Origin of the sequence: Nocardia sp. NPDC057272 (assembly GCF_042668615.1) — a bacterium.
In the GTDB taxonomy this organism is placed as follows: Bacteria; Actinomycetota; Actinomycetes; order Mycobacteriales; family Mycobacteriaceae; genus Nocardia.
On record NZ_JBHUYK010000022.1, the window covers coordinates 24,366 to 39,179 of the forward strand.

A 14,814-nucleotide genomic window follows, 5' to 3' on the forward strand; every position below is an offset into this window, starting at 1 on the left:
TACTCGATAGTCACAGGTCAGGTTCGGAGCGTTTCACCAGTGCGGTGATCCGCTCGGCTGCCACCTGCGGATCCTCGTGCTCCCACACCCGGACGACCGCCCAGCCCGCCGCTGTCAACGCGATGTCGGTGGCCCGATCGCGGGCGACATTGCCTGCCAGCTTGTCGGCCCACCACTGCGCGTTGTTCTTCGGGTCGGTCGCGTGCTCAGGGCAGCGATGCCAGAAACAGCCGTCGACGTAGACCGCGATGCGCAGTCGCGGAAACACCACATCCGCGCGACGGCGCTGACCTTTGATGGGCGGGCGGTCGACGAAATAGCGCAGGCCCGCCCGGTGCAATTCGCGGCGTAGTGCCAGCTCGGGAGCGGTATCAGCGCGTCGCTGCTTGGACATGCGCGCGCTGGTCTTGGCGTCGGTCACGAGCTTGCGCGCAGCGGATGACGTCGACGAGGCGGCGGACTCGTCGGGCGATTCCCGGTTGTCTGCCCGCCGCGTGCTCATGCCGCCCAGCCGCCCATGCGGTCGAGGTGATCCCGGACGTCGTCGAGGAATCCGGGCGGGAAGCGCAGGGTTCCCATCTCGGTGCGACGCAGGAATCCCGCCGTCGCGCGAGGAGAGAGCAAGCGGGGCTCGGTGAGGAAGTTCTTCAGGTCCTCGTAGGGCTCGTGGACCGGCCAGGTCGAGAGGGGAACGCGGCGCACGACGCCCGCGTGACCCCAGGCGGCGCTCGGCCACGGCTGGCCCGCGGCTATCGGCTCGCCCACGGTCAGCGGGTCCGAGGGCGCGGCCAGGCGTTCGCCGACCCAGTTCGCCATCCGCACGCTCACCGCGTTGCCCACCAGTTTCCAGCGATGACCGTGGCGCACGCCGGGAACATCGAGGGCGGGGGCGGTCCAGTCGGCGTCGAACCCCTGTAATCGTTCACCGTCGACGATCCCCGGCGTCACGATCTCGCCCGCGGGCAACCGGACCGCGGGCGGGCTGGCGATGCCGAGACCGGAACCGCCCTTGAGAGTCGGCACCGCGTTCACCGCCCAGCCGAGGCCGCGCACACCCTCGGTCCAGTAGAAACCGCACGGATCGCAGTCCGGATCGCCGTAGTCGCGGGGACCGGCGTCGTCGCCGAACAGCACCTGGCGGGGGTCCTCGGTGCGCGAAGCCAGCATCAGCACGCGCTGACGCCGTTGCGGCAAGCCGAACGCGCGGCCGTCGACGACCCGATAGGCCCAGGCGTACCCGAGCTCCTCCAGTGCGGCGGTGATGTGGCGCATGGCCGCGCCGCGACCCAGCTGCAGCATGAACGGGACATTCTCGATCAACAGCCACCGCGGCCCGCGCTGCCTGCGAACCAGGCGGAACACCTCGTCGACCAGGCCGGATCGACGACCGGTGATGCCCGCGGTGCGCCCGGCCTGGGAGAGGTCCTGGCACGGGAAACCCGCGGCGACCAGCTCGGTGCCCGCGGGAAGCGACCGCAGGCGGGTGATGTCGCCGTGCAGGTCGGTGTCGGGAAACCGCGCCGCGAGCACACCCTGGGCGCCGGGATCGATCTCACACAGCAGCTCCGACGCCCAACCATGCCTGCTCAGACCGAGTTCGAGCCCGCCGATCCCGGCGAACAACCCGACCATCCGCGACAACGAGACTCCTGTGTTTTCGGAGCGCCGGCGCGCTCGGGTTAGCGGCCACCGGGTGGTCCGCTCTTCAGCGACCCGTTCCCTCGCGCCTGGGGCGAATTGTATCGGTCCCCTGAACAGGTGCGGGCCGCGAACGAATCCTTCCCGACGACGGGTGCCGCGTGCCTCGGCAGGGGGTAGACGGGTGGGCTCGGGCCGAGGAAAATCGGTGGCCGGGGGTGGGGGTGCTCTGGGACTCTTGATGGGCCGAACTTGTCGGACCCCGGTGCGAACATCACCTGGCGTCCGTACCGGAAACCCAACCAGCCGACCGGGCATCAAGGGGGAGTTTTGTCTGTCACATCAGAGCTGGCGGCCGCCGAATCGGAGGCCGACAGATCGGAGCGGCCGTCGCCGCAGTCGAGTGGGGGAATGCGGTCGCTGCGGCGATTTCTGCCCTTTCTCCGGCCGTACCGGGCGCCGCTGCTGCTGGCCAACGTGCTGGCGATCGTCACCGCGAGCACCGCGATCGCGATTCCGCTCGTCATCGCACGGGTGGTCGACGGGCCGATCGCGCGACGCGATTTCGTCGGTCTGCTCGCGCCGGTCGCGCTGATCTTCCTGCTCGGATCACTCGAATCGTTCGGTATGTGGGGCAGGCGATGGCTGGTGTCCAAGCCCTCGACGATGTTCGAAATCACCATGCGCGCCAAGCTTTTCACGCAATTGCAGGCCCTCGCGATCGGCCGCCACGACGGCTGGCAGTCGGGTCAGCTGCTCTCGCGCGCCATCGACGATCTGTCGGTGCTGCGGCGGTTCGTCGCGTTCGCCGGTCCGTTCCTCATCGTCAACGGGGTGATCATGCCCACCGGGCTGATCGTGTTGTTCGCGATGAACTGGCAAGTGGGACTGATCTTCACGGTGACCTCCCTGCCGCTGACGCTGTTCTGCGCGCGCTTCGTCCGCCGCTTCGAGGTGGCCTCGCGGCGTTCGCAGGACCAGTCCGGCGACCTGGCCACCATCGCCCAGGAATCGGCGCAGGGCGTGCGGGTGCTCAAGGCGCTGGGGCGCGGCCGCTTCTTCGGGATGCGTTTCACCGCGCTCTCGCGCGAGCTGCAGCGCACGGAAATGGAGAAGGTGCGCCTGGACGCCACGCTGTGGGCGGCGTTGGTGACCTTGCCGACCGTGTCGATCGCGGTGTCACTCGGGGTGGGTGGCTACTCGGTGGTGCACGGCTCGATGACGATGGGCACGCTGGTCGCGAGCATCACGCTGGCCACGTTCCTGCAGTGGCCGATCATCTGGCTCGGCTTCCTGCTGTCGGAGCTGTTCGAGGCGCGCACCGCCGCCGATCGCTTCTGGGAGATCATCGACACCCCGCTCGACATCACCGACCCGCCGCACCCGGCGGAACTCCCTGACCCGCTGCGCGGGGAACTGGTCATCGACCGGGTCCGCTTCGCCTACCCGCGGTCCGGGGACGGTCCGGAACACACCGTGCTGGAGGAGATCTCGCTGCGGATCCGGCCGGGGGAGACGGTCGCGCTCGTCGGCGCGACGGGCAGCGGCAAGACCGCGCTGCTCGAACTGATTCCCCGGCTCTACGACGTCAGCGGGGGCTTGATCACCATCGACGGCGTCGACATCGCCACGCTGCGCCTGGCGCAGCTGCGCCGGGTGGTGACGGTGGCCTTCGAGGAACCGGTGCTGTTCTCGGCCAGTGTGCGCGAGAACGTGGCACTGGGCGACGCACGTGCCACCGACGTCGACGTGCGGCAGGCGCTCGATATCGCGCAGGCGAGCGAATTCGTCGACGCGTTGCCGTGGGGGCTCGACACCCGCATCGGTGAGCAGGGCATGAGTCTGTCGGGCGGCCAGCGTCAGCGTCTGGCCCTGGCCCGAGCTGTGCTCACCGGCGACACCGCCGCCCACGGCCGGATCATGGTCCTCGACGACCCGCTGTCGGCACTGGACGTGGAAACCGAAGAGCGCGTGCAGGATCAGCTGCGGGCGGTGCTCTCCGGCGCTACCACTCTGCTCGTCGCGCACCGGCCGTCCACTGCCGCGCTGGCCGACCGCGTCGCGCTGCTCGCCGACGGACGCATCGTCGCCGAGGGCAGCCACGAGAAACTGCTGCGCACCAGCAGCCACTACCGCGAACTGATGGGAGGTGAAGCATGAGCACCGAGACGGTGACGACGGAAAAGGAAGTGCCGGAGGAGAAGTCCGATCTGGCGGCCGACTGGCGCGGTATCGCCAAAGAGGACGACGCCGTCACCGGCACCGGAAACCTGGTGCTGGCCGGGCGATCCCGGCGATTGCTCCTCGATCTGGTGCGGCCCTACCGCAAGCAGGCGATTCTCACCTTCGTCCTGATCCTGCTCGACAACGCGGCCAAGGTGTCGCTGCCGCTGTTCATCGCCTACGGGCTCGACCACGGCATCAGCCAAGGCCGCCAGGGCAATTGGACGCCGATGATCGCGACCGTCGCCGGATTCGTCGCGGTGACGTTGCTGTCGGGGCTCACCACCTTCGCCTTTCTGCGGGCCTCCGGGTCGCTGAGTCAGCGGGTGCTGTTCGACCTGCGGGTGCGCGCGTTCCGGCACACGCAGCGATTGAGCGTGTCGTTCCACGAGAAGTACACCTCGGGCAAGGTCGTCACCCGGCTCACCAGCGATATCGAAGCACTGCAGGAACTGCTCGAAGGCGCGCTGAATCAGGCACTGAGCGCGGTGATCTCGGTGGTGACCATCGCGGCCCTGCTGATCTGGCTCGACCCGCTGCTCGCCTCGATCGTGCTGATCGGGTTCGTGCCGCTGGTGCTGGTCACCCGGTGGGCGCAGCGGCGTCAGCGGGCGGGCTACCGGCGCACACGGGGGGCGATCTCGCGCGTTGTCGTGCAGTTCGTCGAGTCGATGAGCGGCATGCGGGCGGTGCAGGCGTTCCGGCGCGAACACCGCAACGAGGAGGTCCTCGGCGTCGAGGATTCGGCGTACCAGAAGGCGACGACCACCGCGGTCCGCGGGATGGGCGACTACGTCGGGCTCTCCAACTTCATCGGCAAGCTGACCACGGTGATCGTGCTGCTGGTCGGCGCCTGGCAGGTGATGGAGGGCAACCTCGCGATCGGTGTGCTCGCCGCGTACCTGCTCTACCTCGACCAGTTCTACGGCCCCCTCGACGAACTCGCGCAGGTGTTCAACTCCTACCAGTCCGCCGCCGCGGCGCTGGAGAAGATCTCCGGCGTGCTCGAGGAGGAGCCGGCGGTCGCCGAACCCGAACGCCCGGTGACACTCGAGCGGGCGACCGGTGCGGTGCGGATGGACCAGGTCTGGTTCGGCTACAACACCACGTCGGTGCTGCCGGAATTCGACCTGGAGATCCCGGCCGGACAGGTGGTGGCGCTGGTCGGTGCCACCGGTGCGGGCAAGTCGACGCTGGCGAAACTGCTCACCCGGTTCTACGACCCGAGCGGTGGCGTGATCACGCTCGACGACGTGGATCTGCGCCACCTGGCCGATGTCGAGCTGCGCAGGCACGTCGTGATGATCACCCAGGAGGCATACCTGTTCTCCGGCACCATCGCCGACAACATCCGGCTCGGCAGGCCCGACGCGACCGACGCCGAGGTCACCGCGGCCGCGCGCGCGGTGGGGCTCGACGCCTTCGTCGGCGGACTTCCCGACGGCTACGCCACCGACGTGCGCACGCGCGGTGGCAGGCTCTCGGCGGGCCAGCGTCAGCTGGTGGCGTTCGCGCGGGTGTTCCTGGCCGATCCGGCGGTGATCGTCCTCGACGAGGCCACCTCCAGCCTGGATATCCCCGGTGAGCGGCTGGTGCAGCACGCGCTGGAGACCCTGCTGCGCGACCGCACGGCCGTGATCATCGCCCACCGGCTGTCCACCGTGGCCATTGCCGATCGGGTGCTGGTGCTCGACGGCGGCCGGATCGTGGAGGACGGCGCACCGGCCGAGCTGATCGCGGGCCAGGGCCGCTTCGCAGGATTGCACGCCGCATGGCGGGATTCGCTGGTGTGATGCGCCCGTGTTGTGCGGCGCCGGGGCTGGTGTCGCTTACCGTAGAGAGGTGACGACCCCAGCCCCGGGCCCGGCCGACGGCCCCACCGAGATCAGACCTGCCTCCCGGTGGCCTGCGGTGCTCACCTGGCGTGCCCACGACAACACCCGCATGGAATCGGTGCGGGTGACGGTGAACGGCAATCGGATCAGGGCGGCGGGCCGGATGATCGGCTGCGCCGGCGATGAGCACCCGGCGTTCAGCGCGTCGTACGACCTGGTCACCGACGAAGCGGGCGCGACGCGACGGCTGTCGCTGCGCACCACCACGGCGGCCGGTGAGCGCCACGCCTCGATCTCGCGCGACGAGGAGAACTACTGGCTCGTCGACGCGGGCGGCACCCACGTGCGCTCCACCTTCGGCGGCGCCCTCGACGTCGACGTGGTGCTGAGCCCGTTCTTCAACACCCTGCCGATCCGCCGGTTCGGCCTGCAGAACGCCGTCGGCGACGTCCAGGTCCCCGTCGTCTACGTGCGGCTACCCGATCTGCTGGTGCAGGAGGCCGAGCTCACCTACTCGAGCGCGTCCGACGGGATCAATGTCCTCTCGCCGGTCTCGAGCGCCACCCTGACGGTCGATCCGGAAGGCTTCGTCCTCGACTACCCGGGACTGGCCGAACGCGCCTGATCTCGCGGGAAGTACTCAGAGCGCGCGGAGCACCCCACCGTCACGACCGGCGCGGTGAAGTTCACCGAGCCAGTCGCCGGCGCCGGGAGTGATGCCGGTGATGTCCCAGGTCGTGCGGTCGTCGTAGGCGGTGCGGCCGCGGAAACCCGTCTCGACGAGTTCGCCGAGACGGCTGTCCGCGCGCAGGGAATCGCGGGCAGTGACGAGTGTCTCGATGGCCTCGTCGAGCACCCGTTCCAGCGCGGCCGCGTTCGGCTCGCAGATGGCGCGCACGAGGTCGGGCGCGGTGCCCGCGACGCGGGTTCCGTCGCGGAACGAGCCCGCCGCCAGGCCGAGCGCCAGCTTCCCGCCCGCGGCCCCCGCCGCGGCCAGCGCTTCGGCCAGCACATGCGGCAGGTGCGAGATCCGCGCGACAGCTCGATCGTGCTCCTCGGCGAGCACCGGAACCACCACCGAACCACAGTCCAGCGCGAGCCGCACCACCCGCGACCACGGATCCACCCGTGTTCCCTCGTCCACTCCGACCGCCCACACCGCACCCTGGAAGAGGCCGGAATCAGTGGCAGCCCAACCAGAGTGGGATGTTCCTGTCATCGGATGCCCGCCAACGTACAGAGCCTCGAGTCCGTGCTTGCGCACCGCGTCCAGCACCGGCCCCTTCACGCTCACCACATCGGTCAGTGGGCACCGGGGCGCGAGCGCGGCGATGTCGGCCAGCAGGTGTTCGACCGCGGGCATCGGCACCGCGATCACCAGCAGCGCGTCCAGCTCGGCAGCCCGCACGAGCACCGCGGACAGGTCGCCGGACACCTCGTAACCGTCCTGGCACGCCGCGGAGACGCCGGATTCGGAGCGGTTGTAGCCGAATGCCCGATACCCCGCCGCGACGGCGGCGCGCAGCAGTGAACCGCCGATCAGGCCGGTCCCGAGGACACACACAGCCCCACGCTCGTCGATGCTCATCCGAACAGATTGGCACACGAGTTCATCATTAGGGGCGGGACAGACTACCGTTTGGTCCATGGCAGCACAGCGCTCGGGCACGAACAGGGCGACGTCGGATGACGACTTCGACGTCGAAGGGTTCGCAGTGGCCGTGGTCCGCGAAGAAGGTACATGGCGGGTCAGCCCGCTCAGCTCCGATGCCCTGCACGATCTGTCGGCCGCCGAGACCGAACTGAAGGCTTTGCGCAGCTCAGGTGCGGTGTTCGGCCTGATCGACGTCGACGACGAATTCTTCATCGTGTTGCGTCCCGCGCCGAGCGGCACCCGGCTGCTCGTCTCCGACGCCACCGCGGCGATCGACTACGACATCGCCGCCGATGTCCTCGACGCGCTCAATGTCGAGATCCCCGACATCGACCCCGACGATCTCGACGACGTCGAACCGTGGGAAGAGGGCGACCTGGGCGTCTTGGCCGACCTGGGCCTGCCCGAACCGGTTCTCAGCGTGATCATCGCCGACACCGACCTCTACCCCGACGAGCAGCTCGGCATGATCGCCCAGCGGCTCGGTTTCGCCGACGAATTCGCCGCGGTCCTGGACAAAATGCCGAGGTGACCGACGAGGAGATGATGCGGGCCGCCCTGGCGGCCGCAGCCGACGCCGACCCGCGCGATGTGCCGGTCGGCGCCGTCGTCTTCGACGCGCAAGGCCGTGAACTGGCCCGCGCCACCAACGCGCGTGAAGCACTCGGCGACCCCACCGCGCATGCCGAAGTCCTGGCGTTGCGCGCGGCCGCGGCAGTCCACGGCGACGGCTGGCGACTCGAAGGCGCGACCCTCGCGGTCACCCTCGAGCCGTGCACGATGTGCGCGGGCGCCCTGGTCCTGGCGCGAATCGGCAAGGTCGTGTTCGGCGCCTGGGAACCCAAAACCGGTGCCGTCGGCTCGCTCTGGGACGTCGTCCGCGATCGCCGCCTCAACCACCGCCCCGAAGTCCGCGGCGGCATCCTCGAACCGGACTGCGTCGCCCTCCTCGACACCTTCTTCAAAAACCAACGCTGACCAGCCGATTTAACAATCTCGCACCCACTCCGGTACCGTAGTCGGCGGTGGCGTGTCCGAGCGGCCTAAGGAGCACGCCTCGAAAGCGTGTGAGGGGTAACCCCCCTCCGAGGGTTCAAATCCCTCCGCCACCGCCAAGAGCCCCTCACTTGTTCACGCAGGTGGGGGGCTTTTTCTTGTCCGAAACGCGCGCCGGTACGACGACGGTGAGGTCCGCACGGCTCGCGTGAAATGGTGCCGGAAGGTGACCGGGGTGGCGAAACCGGCCGCGGTCGCGATTTCCTCGATGGGTGCGTCGCCGGTCTCGAGCATGGCCAGTGCCGCCTGAATCCGCTGGGCGATCAGCCATTTGCTCGGTGTCGCCCCGGTTTCCCGGACGAAATGGCGCAGGTAGGTGCGCGGTGAGAGGCCCGCGACCCGGGCCAGATCGGGTACGCCGATCGGGTCGGCGAGGTGTTCTAGTGCCCAGGAGAGGCTGCGGGCGATGGGGGCGTCGAGGGGTTCGGGGGGCATGGGCGATTCGATGTATTGAGCTTGGCCGCCCGCGCGGTGGGGCTGGATGACGAGGCGGCGGGCGACGGCGTTGGCGACGGACGCGCCGAGGTCGTTGCGAACCAGGTGTAGCGCCAGGTCCAGCCCGGCGGCGCAGCCCGCGCTGGTCAGGATGTCGCCTTCGTCGGTGTAGAGGGGTTCGGGGTCGACCTCGACCAGTGGGTAGCGCTCGCGCAACAGGTCGGCGTATCGCCAATGAGTGGTGGCCCGGCGGCCGTCGAGCAGGCCCGCGGCGGCGAGGGCGAACGCGCCGGAGCAGATCGACACGATCCGGGAGCCGTTGCTGTGCGCCCGGCGCAGCGCGTCGATCAACTCCGGGGAGGTTCGCGCGCGTGGGTCGGCGACGCTCGGGACCACGACCGTGTCGGCGGCGGCGAATTCCGCGAGACCATAGGGGCTGGTCATGGTCGCGCCGCCGATCACGCGGACGGGTTCGGGGGTTTCGGTGCAGATTTTCAGGTCGTACCAGGGCTGGTCGATATCGGGCCAGGTCAGGCCGAAGACCTCGATGACGATGCCGGTTTCGAACGCCGTCATCCCGTCGTACGCCAGCACGGAGACAGACCTCATGTCTAAATCTTAGCGATAGTAGTCTTCTACGCCACTTCTCCCGATGACACGGAAGTCCGACCATGGAGATATGTTGAAGCAACTGAAGGACTTCGCCATCGGAATCCACACCGCGAACGCGATCCGGCACGGCATCCGCCCACCTGTCGCGGCTCGGCCCGAAAGCCGGAAGCCGCGGTGCGGGGGAGCGCGGACCACCCGGTAACGGCAAGATCTGTCGTCGGGTATTCACCTCGTCCGACCTGCGGTGTATTCCTCGCGTAATAGACTGGGTTACACCGAATCCGGGAAGGAACGATGATTATGCGCGGGCGACAGCCGCCACCCGCGAAGTCCGGGATCGGGCTCGGGGGAAAACTTCTGGTTCTCATCGTGCTCGGCTGGGTCGCTGTCGGGCTGCTCGCGGCAGGCCAGCGCCACCACTTCGCGCACCTGCCCAAGCAGTGTTCGGACTGGGCGACCATCGCGGTCACCGCCGCGGCGGGACCCGCGAACTACATCGGGCTCAATCCGCGCGTCACCGAATGCCAAGTGCCGCAACCGAGTCAGTAGCGAAACGGCCGGGGAACCAGAGTCCCCCGGCCGTCGACGCTCAGCCTTGCGGTAGCGGCGCGACCTGCCGCTGTTCGGCCTGGACCTCGCGCAGCCGCGAGCCCTCGATGTCGATATCGGGCACGATCCGGTCCAGCCACTTCGGCATCCACCACGCCCACTTGCCCAGCAGCACAAGCAAAGCGGGAATCAGCACCATCCGGACGACGAACGCGTCCAGGGCCACGCCCGCAGCCAGCGCGAAGCCCATCGACTTGGCGGTGACATCGGATTCCAGCAGGAACGAACCGAACACCGAGATCATGATGATCGCCGCGGAGGTCACCACGCGCGCTCCGTGGTGATACCCCTTGATCACGGCCTCGGTGGGGTCGGCGCCGTGCACGTATTCCTCGCGCATCCGGGTTACCAGGAACACCTGGTAGTCCATGGCCAAGCCGAATACCAAGCCGATCAACATGATCGGCAGGAAGCTCACCAGTGGATGGGGATCCTTGATCAGCCCGAGTTCGCCCTCCTGGAAGATCAGCACGGTCGCGCCGAAGGTGGCGCCCATCGACAGCAGGAAGCCGAGCGCGGCGGTGAGCGGGACCAGGATGGACCGGAACACCAGGATCAGCAGGATGAACGCCGCGCCGGCCACGATCGCCATGTACGGCACGATCTTGCTCAACAGGACATGGTCGATGTCGGCGTAGATGGCGGTGGTTCCGGTGATGCCGTACGACATCTTGTACTGCTCGTTCAGATCGGATTCCGCAGCGCGCGCCGACTGCACCAGATCCTTCGTCGACTGCGCGTTGGGCCCGGTCTTGGGTATGCCGTTGATCAGGGCGCCCGCGCCGTCCTTGCTCATCTGCGGCTCGGTGACCAGATCCATGTCCGGGTAGGACTGCAGCTTGTCGCGCAAGGCATTCAGCGCCGCCTGCCGCTGGTCGGCAGGGGTGTCGCTGAGGTCGACGGCCACCTGCAGGACACCGTTGCTGCCCTCGCCGAAGCCTTCGGTGCGCAGGTCGTAGGCCTTACGGACGGTGGTCGACTTGGGCAGACTGTCCTCGCCCGGCAGGCCGAGGTTCAGGTTCAGTGCCGGTGCGGCGAGCAGGCCGAGCACCACGATGGCCAGGATCATCGTGACCGCGGGGAACTTGGCGATCACCCTGGCCACCCGGGTGCCGTTGGTGACGACACTGTCGTCCTCGGGATCGTGCTGGGCGATCAGCGGCAGCTTCGGCTTGAACAGCGCCTTGCCGAAGGCGCCGAGCAGCGCGGGCATCAGGGTGATGGCGGTGAGCACGGCGAACGCCGCCGCGATGGCGCCACCCAGACCCATGAACGTCAGGAACCTGACCCCGACGATGCTCAGCCCGACCAGCGCGATGATCACGGTGAGCCCGGCGAACACCACCGCCGAGCCCGCCGTGCCCAACGCGGTACCGGCCGCCTCCTCGGCGGAATCCTGCACCGCCAGTTCATGTTTGTAGCGCGAGACGATGAACAGCGCGTAGTCGATGGAGAGCGCGATGCCGATCATCGAGGCCAGGAACGTGGTGAAGCTCGGGACCGACAGCACCGAGGTCGACAGGAAGATCAGCGAGGTCGCCGCGCCGAGGCCGACGATCGCGGTGATGATCGGCACGAACGCGGCGACGATGGCGCCGAACGCCACGATCATCACCACCAATGCCACGGCCATACCGATCATCTCGGACTTGCCGCTCGGCATCTCCTGTTCCATCGCGATGGTGCCGCTGATCTCGACCGTCAGCCCGGCCGCGCGGGCGGAGTCGCCGGCGTTGTAGGCGGCCTCGCGTTCGTCGGCGGTGATGTCGGCGAAGTCCTTGATCGCGAACGGGACGCTGAAGTACGCGACGGTCTCGGGTGCGGTCTCGTTCAGCACATTCAGGGGCGCGCCACTGCATGTCGACGGATCGGGTTGCCCGGTGAGACAACCCATTTCCTCGGTCGCGGTAATCGGATTCACGATCGGTTCGGCATGGTCGACGATGTCGAGCTGCTCGAGCTTGCTGATCAGGTCATCGATCGCGGCGCGGTTGGCCGGGTCGGTGAGCTTCTGGCCCGCGGGCGCTCCCACGACATAGGTGCCGGTCACCGCGTCGAACGCGAACGCCTCCGACATACCGGGGAAGTGCTTGTCGAGGATCTCGGTGGCCCGTTCCGAGGGCAGGTTCGGCATGCTGAAGTCATCGGTCATCGGCTTCTGCAACGAGGATCCCAACCCCGCGAGCACCATGAAGAGCAGCAACCAGACGGGCAGCACAATCCATTTGCGGCGAAAGGCCAGCTTGCCCCACCGGTAGAGATAGATGGACACGGTTCTTCTCCTCGTGGATCGGTGCGGAGCGCGGATCGGAGGTGTAGCCGGGTCGAACTAGCCCTGAGTCTGGTGCCCAGCAACGGCGATATCAAGCACCGGTGCAGCGCGGATGCCGAAAACGAACGGCCCCGCAATCCGGTAGCGGATTGCGGGGCCGTGCTGGAGGTCGCGGGTCAGCCGACCGAAACCGGGTGCTTCACCGTTTCGACGTTCTCGGTACGCAGCTGCTCGAGCTTCGCACCCTCGACGTCGATATCGGGCACGACGCGGTCGAGCCACTTCGGCATCCACCACGCCCACTTGCCCATGATCACCAGCAGCGCGGGCACCACGACCATGCGAACGATGAACGCGTCGATCGCCACACCGGCGGCCAGCGCGAAACCGAACGACTTGGCGGTGACGTCGGTCTCCAGGATGAAGGAGCCGAACACCGAGATCATGATGATCGCGGCCGAGGTCACCACGCGGGCACCGTGGTGGTAACCGGCGACCATCGCGTCCTTGGGCGACTTGCCGTGCACGAATTCCTCGCGCATGCGGGTCACCAGGAACACCTGGTAGTCCATGGCCAAGCCGAACACCAAGCCGATCAACATGATCGGCAGGAAGCTCACCAGCGGCTGCGGATCCTCGATCAGGCCGAACTTGCCCTGCTGGAAGATCAGCACGGTCGCGCCGAAGGTGGCGCCCATCGACAGCAGGAAGCCGAGCGCGGCGGTGAGCGGGACCAGGATCGAGCGGAACACCAGGATCAGCAGGATGAACGCGGCACCGGCCACGATCGCCAGGTACGGCAGGATCTTGCTGAGCAGTACATGGTCGACATCGGCGTAGATGGCGGTGGTGCCGGTGATGCCGTACTCCATGCCGTACTGCGCGTTCAGATCCGCTTCCGCGCCACGTGCTTCGGCGACCAGATCCTTGGTGTCCTGGTTGTTCGGACCGGACTTCGGGACACCGTTGAGCATGGCGCCCTGGTTGTCCTTGCTCCACATCGGCTCGGTGACGTAATCCATGCCCTCGTAGGACTCGAGCTTGGCGCGCAGCGCGCCGACGGCGGCCTCGCGCTCACCCTCGGGCGTCGCGCTCAGGTCAGCGGCGACCATGAGCACACCGTTGCTGCCCTCGCCGAAGCCTTCGGTCCGCAGGTCGTAGGCCTTACGGATGGTGGAGGTCTTCGGCATGCTGTCGTCACCGGGCAGGCCGAGGTTCAGGCCGGCGGCGGGCGCGGCGAGCGCACCGAGCACGATCACCGACAGGATCAGCGCGACCCACGGCGCCTTGGCGATCAGCTTGGCGAAACGCTGGCCGTTGGTGACCGAGGTGTCGTCGTCCGGATCGTGCTGCGCCACGATCGGCAGCTTCGGCTTGAACAGCGACTTGCCGAAGGCGCCCATCAGCGCCGGCATCAAGGTGACGGCGGTGAGCACGGCGAACGCGGCGGCGATGGCGCCACCCAGACCCATGAAGGTCAGGAACTCCACGCCGACGATGCCGAGCGCGCCGAGCGCGATGATCACGGTGAGACCGGCGAACACCACGGCCGAACCGGCGGTACCGAGCGCGGTACCAGCGGCTTCTTCGGCCGAATCACGCACGGCCAGTTCGTGTTTGTACCGGGAGACGATGAACAGCGCGTAGTCGATCGACAGCGCGATACCGATCATCGAGGCCAGGAAGGTGGTGAAGCCGGGCACCTCCATCACCGAGGTACCGAGCATGATCAGCGAGGTCGCCGCGCCGAGGCCGACGATGGCGGTGATGATGGGCACGACCGCGGCGACGATGGCGCCGAAGGCCACCACCATCACGATCAGCGCGACACCCATGCCGATCAGTTCGGACTTGCCGCTGGGCTGTTCCTGCTTCATCGCGATCGAGCCGCTGAGCTCGACGGTCAGCCCGGCGTTGCGGGCTTCGGCGCCGACCTCGAAGGCGGCATCGCGCTCGGCGTCGGTCACGTCGGTGACGGCCTTGATGGTGAACGGGACGCTGAGCACGCCGACGGTGCCGGGCGCGGTCTCGCTCAGCACATTGAGCGGGGCCGACGAACACTTCGACGGGTCAGGGGCGGCGAGGCAGCCCATCTCCTCGGTGGCCGCGACCGGGCTGGCCAGCTTCTTCTCGTGGTCGACGATCGACAGGTCGTTGAGCTTGGCGATGAACGCGTCGATCGCGGCCCGGTTGGCCGGGTCGGTGAGCTTCTGCCCCTCCGGCGCGCCGATCACGTAGGTGCCGGTGACGGCATCCATCGAGAACTGCTCCGACATGCCTTCGAAGTGCTTGTCGAGGATCTCGTTGGCGCGGGCCGACGGGAGCTCGGGCATGCTGAAGTCGTTGGACATCGGCTTGCTCAGGGTGGCGCCGAGGCCGCCGAGCAGCACGAACAGCAGTAGCCAGACCGGCAGGACAATCCATTTACGGCGGAAAGCGAACTTTCCCCATCTGTACAGGTATACGGACACGCGTGTGCT

At 67.9% G+C, this 14,814-nt stretch carries 12 protein-coding genes and 1 tRNA gene; 7 read left to right on the forward strand and 6 right to left on the reverse strand.

All coding sequences use genetic code 11. The features are described from left to right. Positions 1 to 10: 10 nt before the first annotated feature. Positions 11 to 502, reverse strand: coding sequence for a very short patch repair endonuclease (locus ACFULV_RS25480; protein ID WP_378660855.1), 492 nt, complete (start codon positions 500 to 502; stop codon positions 11 to 13). Then, positions 499 to 1,632 (reverse strand): DNA cytosine methyltransferase, encoded by a 1,134-nt coding sequence (locus ACFULV_RS25485; RefSeq protein WP_378660989.1) that lies wholly within the window; start codon positions 1,630 to 1,632, stop codon positions 499 to 501. The genes ACFULV_RS25480 and ACFULV_RS25485 overlap by 4 nt, the downstream gene beginning before the upstream one ends. Positions 1,633 to 1,968: 336 nt before the next feature. Between ACFULV_RS25485 and ACFULV_RS25490 the strand changes: the two genes are divergently transcribed. From ACFULV_RS25490 to ACFULV_RS25500, 3 genes are read left to right on the forward strand one after another with little or no spacing between them, the layout of a single operon-like run. After that, on the forward strand, positions 1,969 to 3,798 hold the full coding sequence (locus ACFULV_RS25490; protein WP_378660858.1) for an ABC transporter ATP-binding protein: 1,830 nt from the start codon (positions 1,969 to 1,971) through the stop codon (positions 3,796 to 3,798). Continuing rightward, entirely contained in the window at positions 3,795 to 5,654 is a 1,860-nt protein-coding gene (locus ACFULV_RS25495) for an ABC transporter ATP-binding protein (RefSeq protein ID WP_378660860.1), read from the forward strand. The genes ACFULV_RS25490 and ACFULV_RS25495 overlap by 4 nt, the downstream gene beginning before the upstream one ends. 49 nt (positions 5,655 to 5,703) lie before the next feature. Next, positions 5,704 to 6,321, forward strand: a complete 618-nt coding sequence (locus tag ACFULV_RS25500) for a putative glycolipid-binding domain-containing protein (RefSeq protein WP_378638524.1) — start codon at positions 5,704 to 5,706, stop codon at positions 6,319 to 6,321. A 15-nt stretch (positions 6,322 to 6,336) separates the two neighbouring features. Here the strand turns inward: ACFULV_RS25500 and ACFULV_RS25505 are convergent, their stop codons facing one another. After that, on the reverse strand, positions 6,337 to 7,284 hold the full coding sequence (locus ACFULV_RS25505) for a prephenate dehydrogenase (RefSeq protein WP_378660863.1): 948 nt from the start codon (positions 7,282 to 7,284) through the stop codon (positions 6,337 to 6,339). Positions 7,285 to 7,342: 58 nt separating this feature from the next. Here ACFULV_RS25505 and ACFULV_RS25510 point away from each other — a divergent pair, with 58 nt between their 5' ends. From ACFULV_RS25510 to ACFULV_RS25520, 3 genes are all read left to right on the forward strand, one after another. After that, positions 7,343 to 7,882 carry a tRNA adenosine deaminase-associated protein gene (locus tag ACFULV_RS25510; RefSeq protein ID WP_378638527.1) on the forward strand — a complete coding sequence of 180 codons (540 nt, stop codon included), beginning with the start codon at positions 7,343 to 7,345 and terminating at the stop codon, positions 7,880 to 7,882. Between the two features lie 11 nt (positions 7,883 to 7,893). Next, positions 7,894 to 8,328 (forward strand): nucleoside deaminase, encoded by a 435-nt coding sequence (locus tag ACFULV_RS25515; RefSeq protein ID WP_378638685.1) that lies wholly within the window; start codon positions 7,894 to 7,896, stop codon positions 8,326 to 8,328. A 46-nt stretch (positions 8,329 to 8,374) separates the two neighbouring features. Beyond that, positions 8,375 to 8,465, forward strand: a tRNA-Ser gene (locus ACFULV_RS25520). A gap of 16 nt (positions 8,466 to 8,481) precedes the next feature. On the opposite strand, the gene ACFULV_RS25525 is transcribed toward ACFULV_RS25520, so the two are convergent. Further along, a complete protein-coding gene (locus ACFULV_RS25525; protein ID WP_378660866.1) occupies positions 8,482 to 9,450 on the reverse strand; it encodes a GlxA family transcriptional regulator in 969 nt (322 codons plus the stop codon). A 303-nt stretch (positions 9,451 to 9,753) separates the two neighbouring features. Between ACFULV_RS25525 and ACFULV_RS25530 the strand changes: the two genes are divergently transcribed. Further along, complete coding sequence (locus ACFULV_RS25530; RefSeq protein ID WP_378638529.1) at positions 9,754 to 10,002, forward strand: hypothetical protein; 249 nt, start codon at positions 9,754 to 9,756, stop codon at positions 10,000 to 10,002. Between the two features lie 40 nt (positions 10,003 to 10,042). Here the strand turns inward: ACFULV_RS25530 and ACFULV_RS25535 are convergent, their stop codons facing one another. Both ACFULV_RS25535 and ACFULV_RS25540 read right to left on the reverse strand, forming a co-directional pair. Continuing rightward, complete coding sequence (locus tag ACFULV_RS25535) at positions 10,043 to 12,334, reverse strand: MMPL family transporter (RefSeq protein WP_378660869.1); 2,292 nt, start codon at positions 12,332 to 12,334, stop codon at positions 10,043 to 10,045. A gap of 176 nt (positions 12,335 to 12,510) precedes the next feature. After that, the gene (locus ACFULV_RS25540) at positions 12,511 to 14,805 is read right to left on the reverse strand and encodes an MMPL family transporter (protein WP_378660872.1); all 2,295 of its coding nucleotides are present in this window, start codon (positions 14,803 to 14,805) and stop codon (positions 12,511 to 12,513) included. Positions 14,806 to 14,814 lie beyond the last annotated feature (9 nt).

Bases quoted from the DNA above. Each gene is read 5' to 3' on its own strand.
- ACFULV_RS25480 (WP_378660855.1), bottom strand. From the start codon at position 502: ATGAGCACGCGGCGGGCAGACAACCGGGAATCGCCCGACGAGTCCGCC.
- ACFULV_RS25485 (WP_378660989.1), bottom strand. From the start codon at position 1,632: ATGGTCGGGTTGTTCGCCGGGATCGGCGGGCTCGAACTCGGTCTGAGC.
- ACFULV_RS25495 (WP_378660860.1), top strand. From the start codon at position 3,795: ATGAGCACCGAGACGGTGACGACGGAAAAGGAAGTGCCGGAGGAGAAG.
- ACFULV_RS25505 (WP_378660863.1), bottom strand. From the start codon at position 7,284: ATGAGCATCGACGAGCGTGGGGCTGTGTGTGTCCTCGGGACCGGCCTG.
- ACFULV_RS25510 (WP_378638527.1), top strand. From the start codon at position 7,343: ATGGCAGCACAGCGCTCGGGCACGAACAGGGCGACGTCGGATGACGAC.
- ACFULV_RS25515 (WP_378638685.1), top strand. From the start codon at position 7,894: ATGATGCGGGCCGCCCTGGCGGCCGCAGCCGACGCCGACCCGCGCGAT.
- ACFULV_RS25525 (WP_378660866.1), bottom strand. From the start codon at position 9,450: ATGAGGTCTGTCTCCGTGCTGGCGTACGACGGGATGACGGCGTTCGAA.
- ACFULV_RS25530 (WP_378638529.1), top strand. From the start codon at position 9,754: ATGCGCGGGCGACAGCCGCCACCCGCGAAGTCCGGGATCGGGCTCGGG.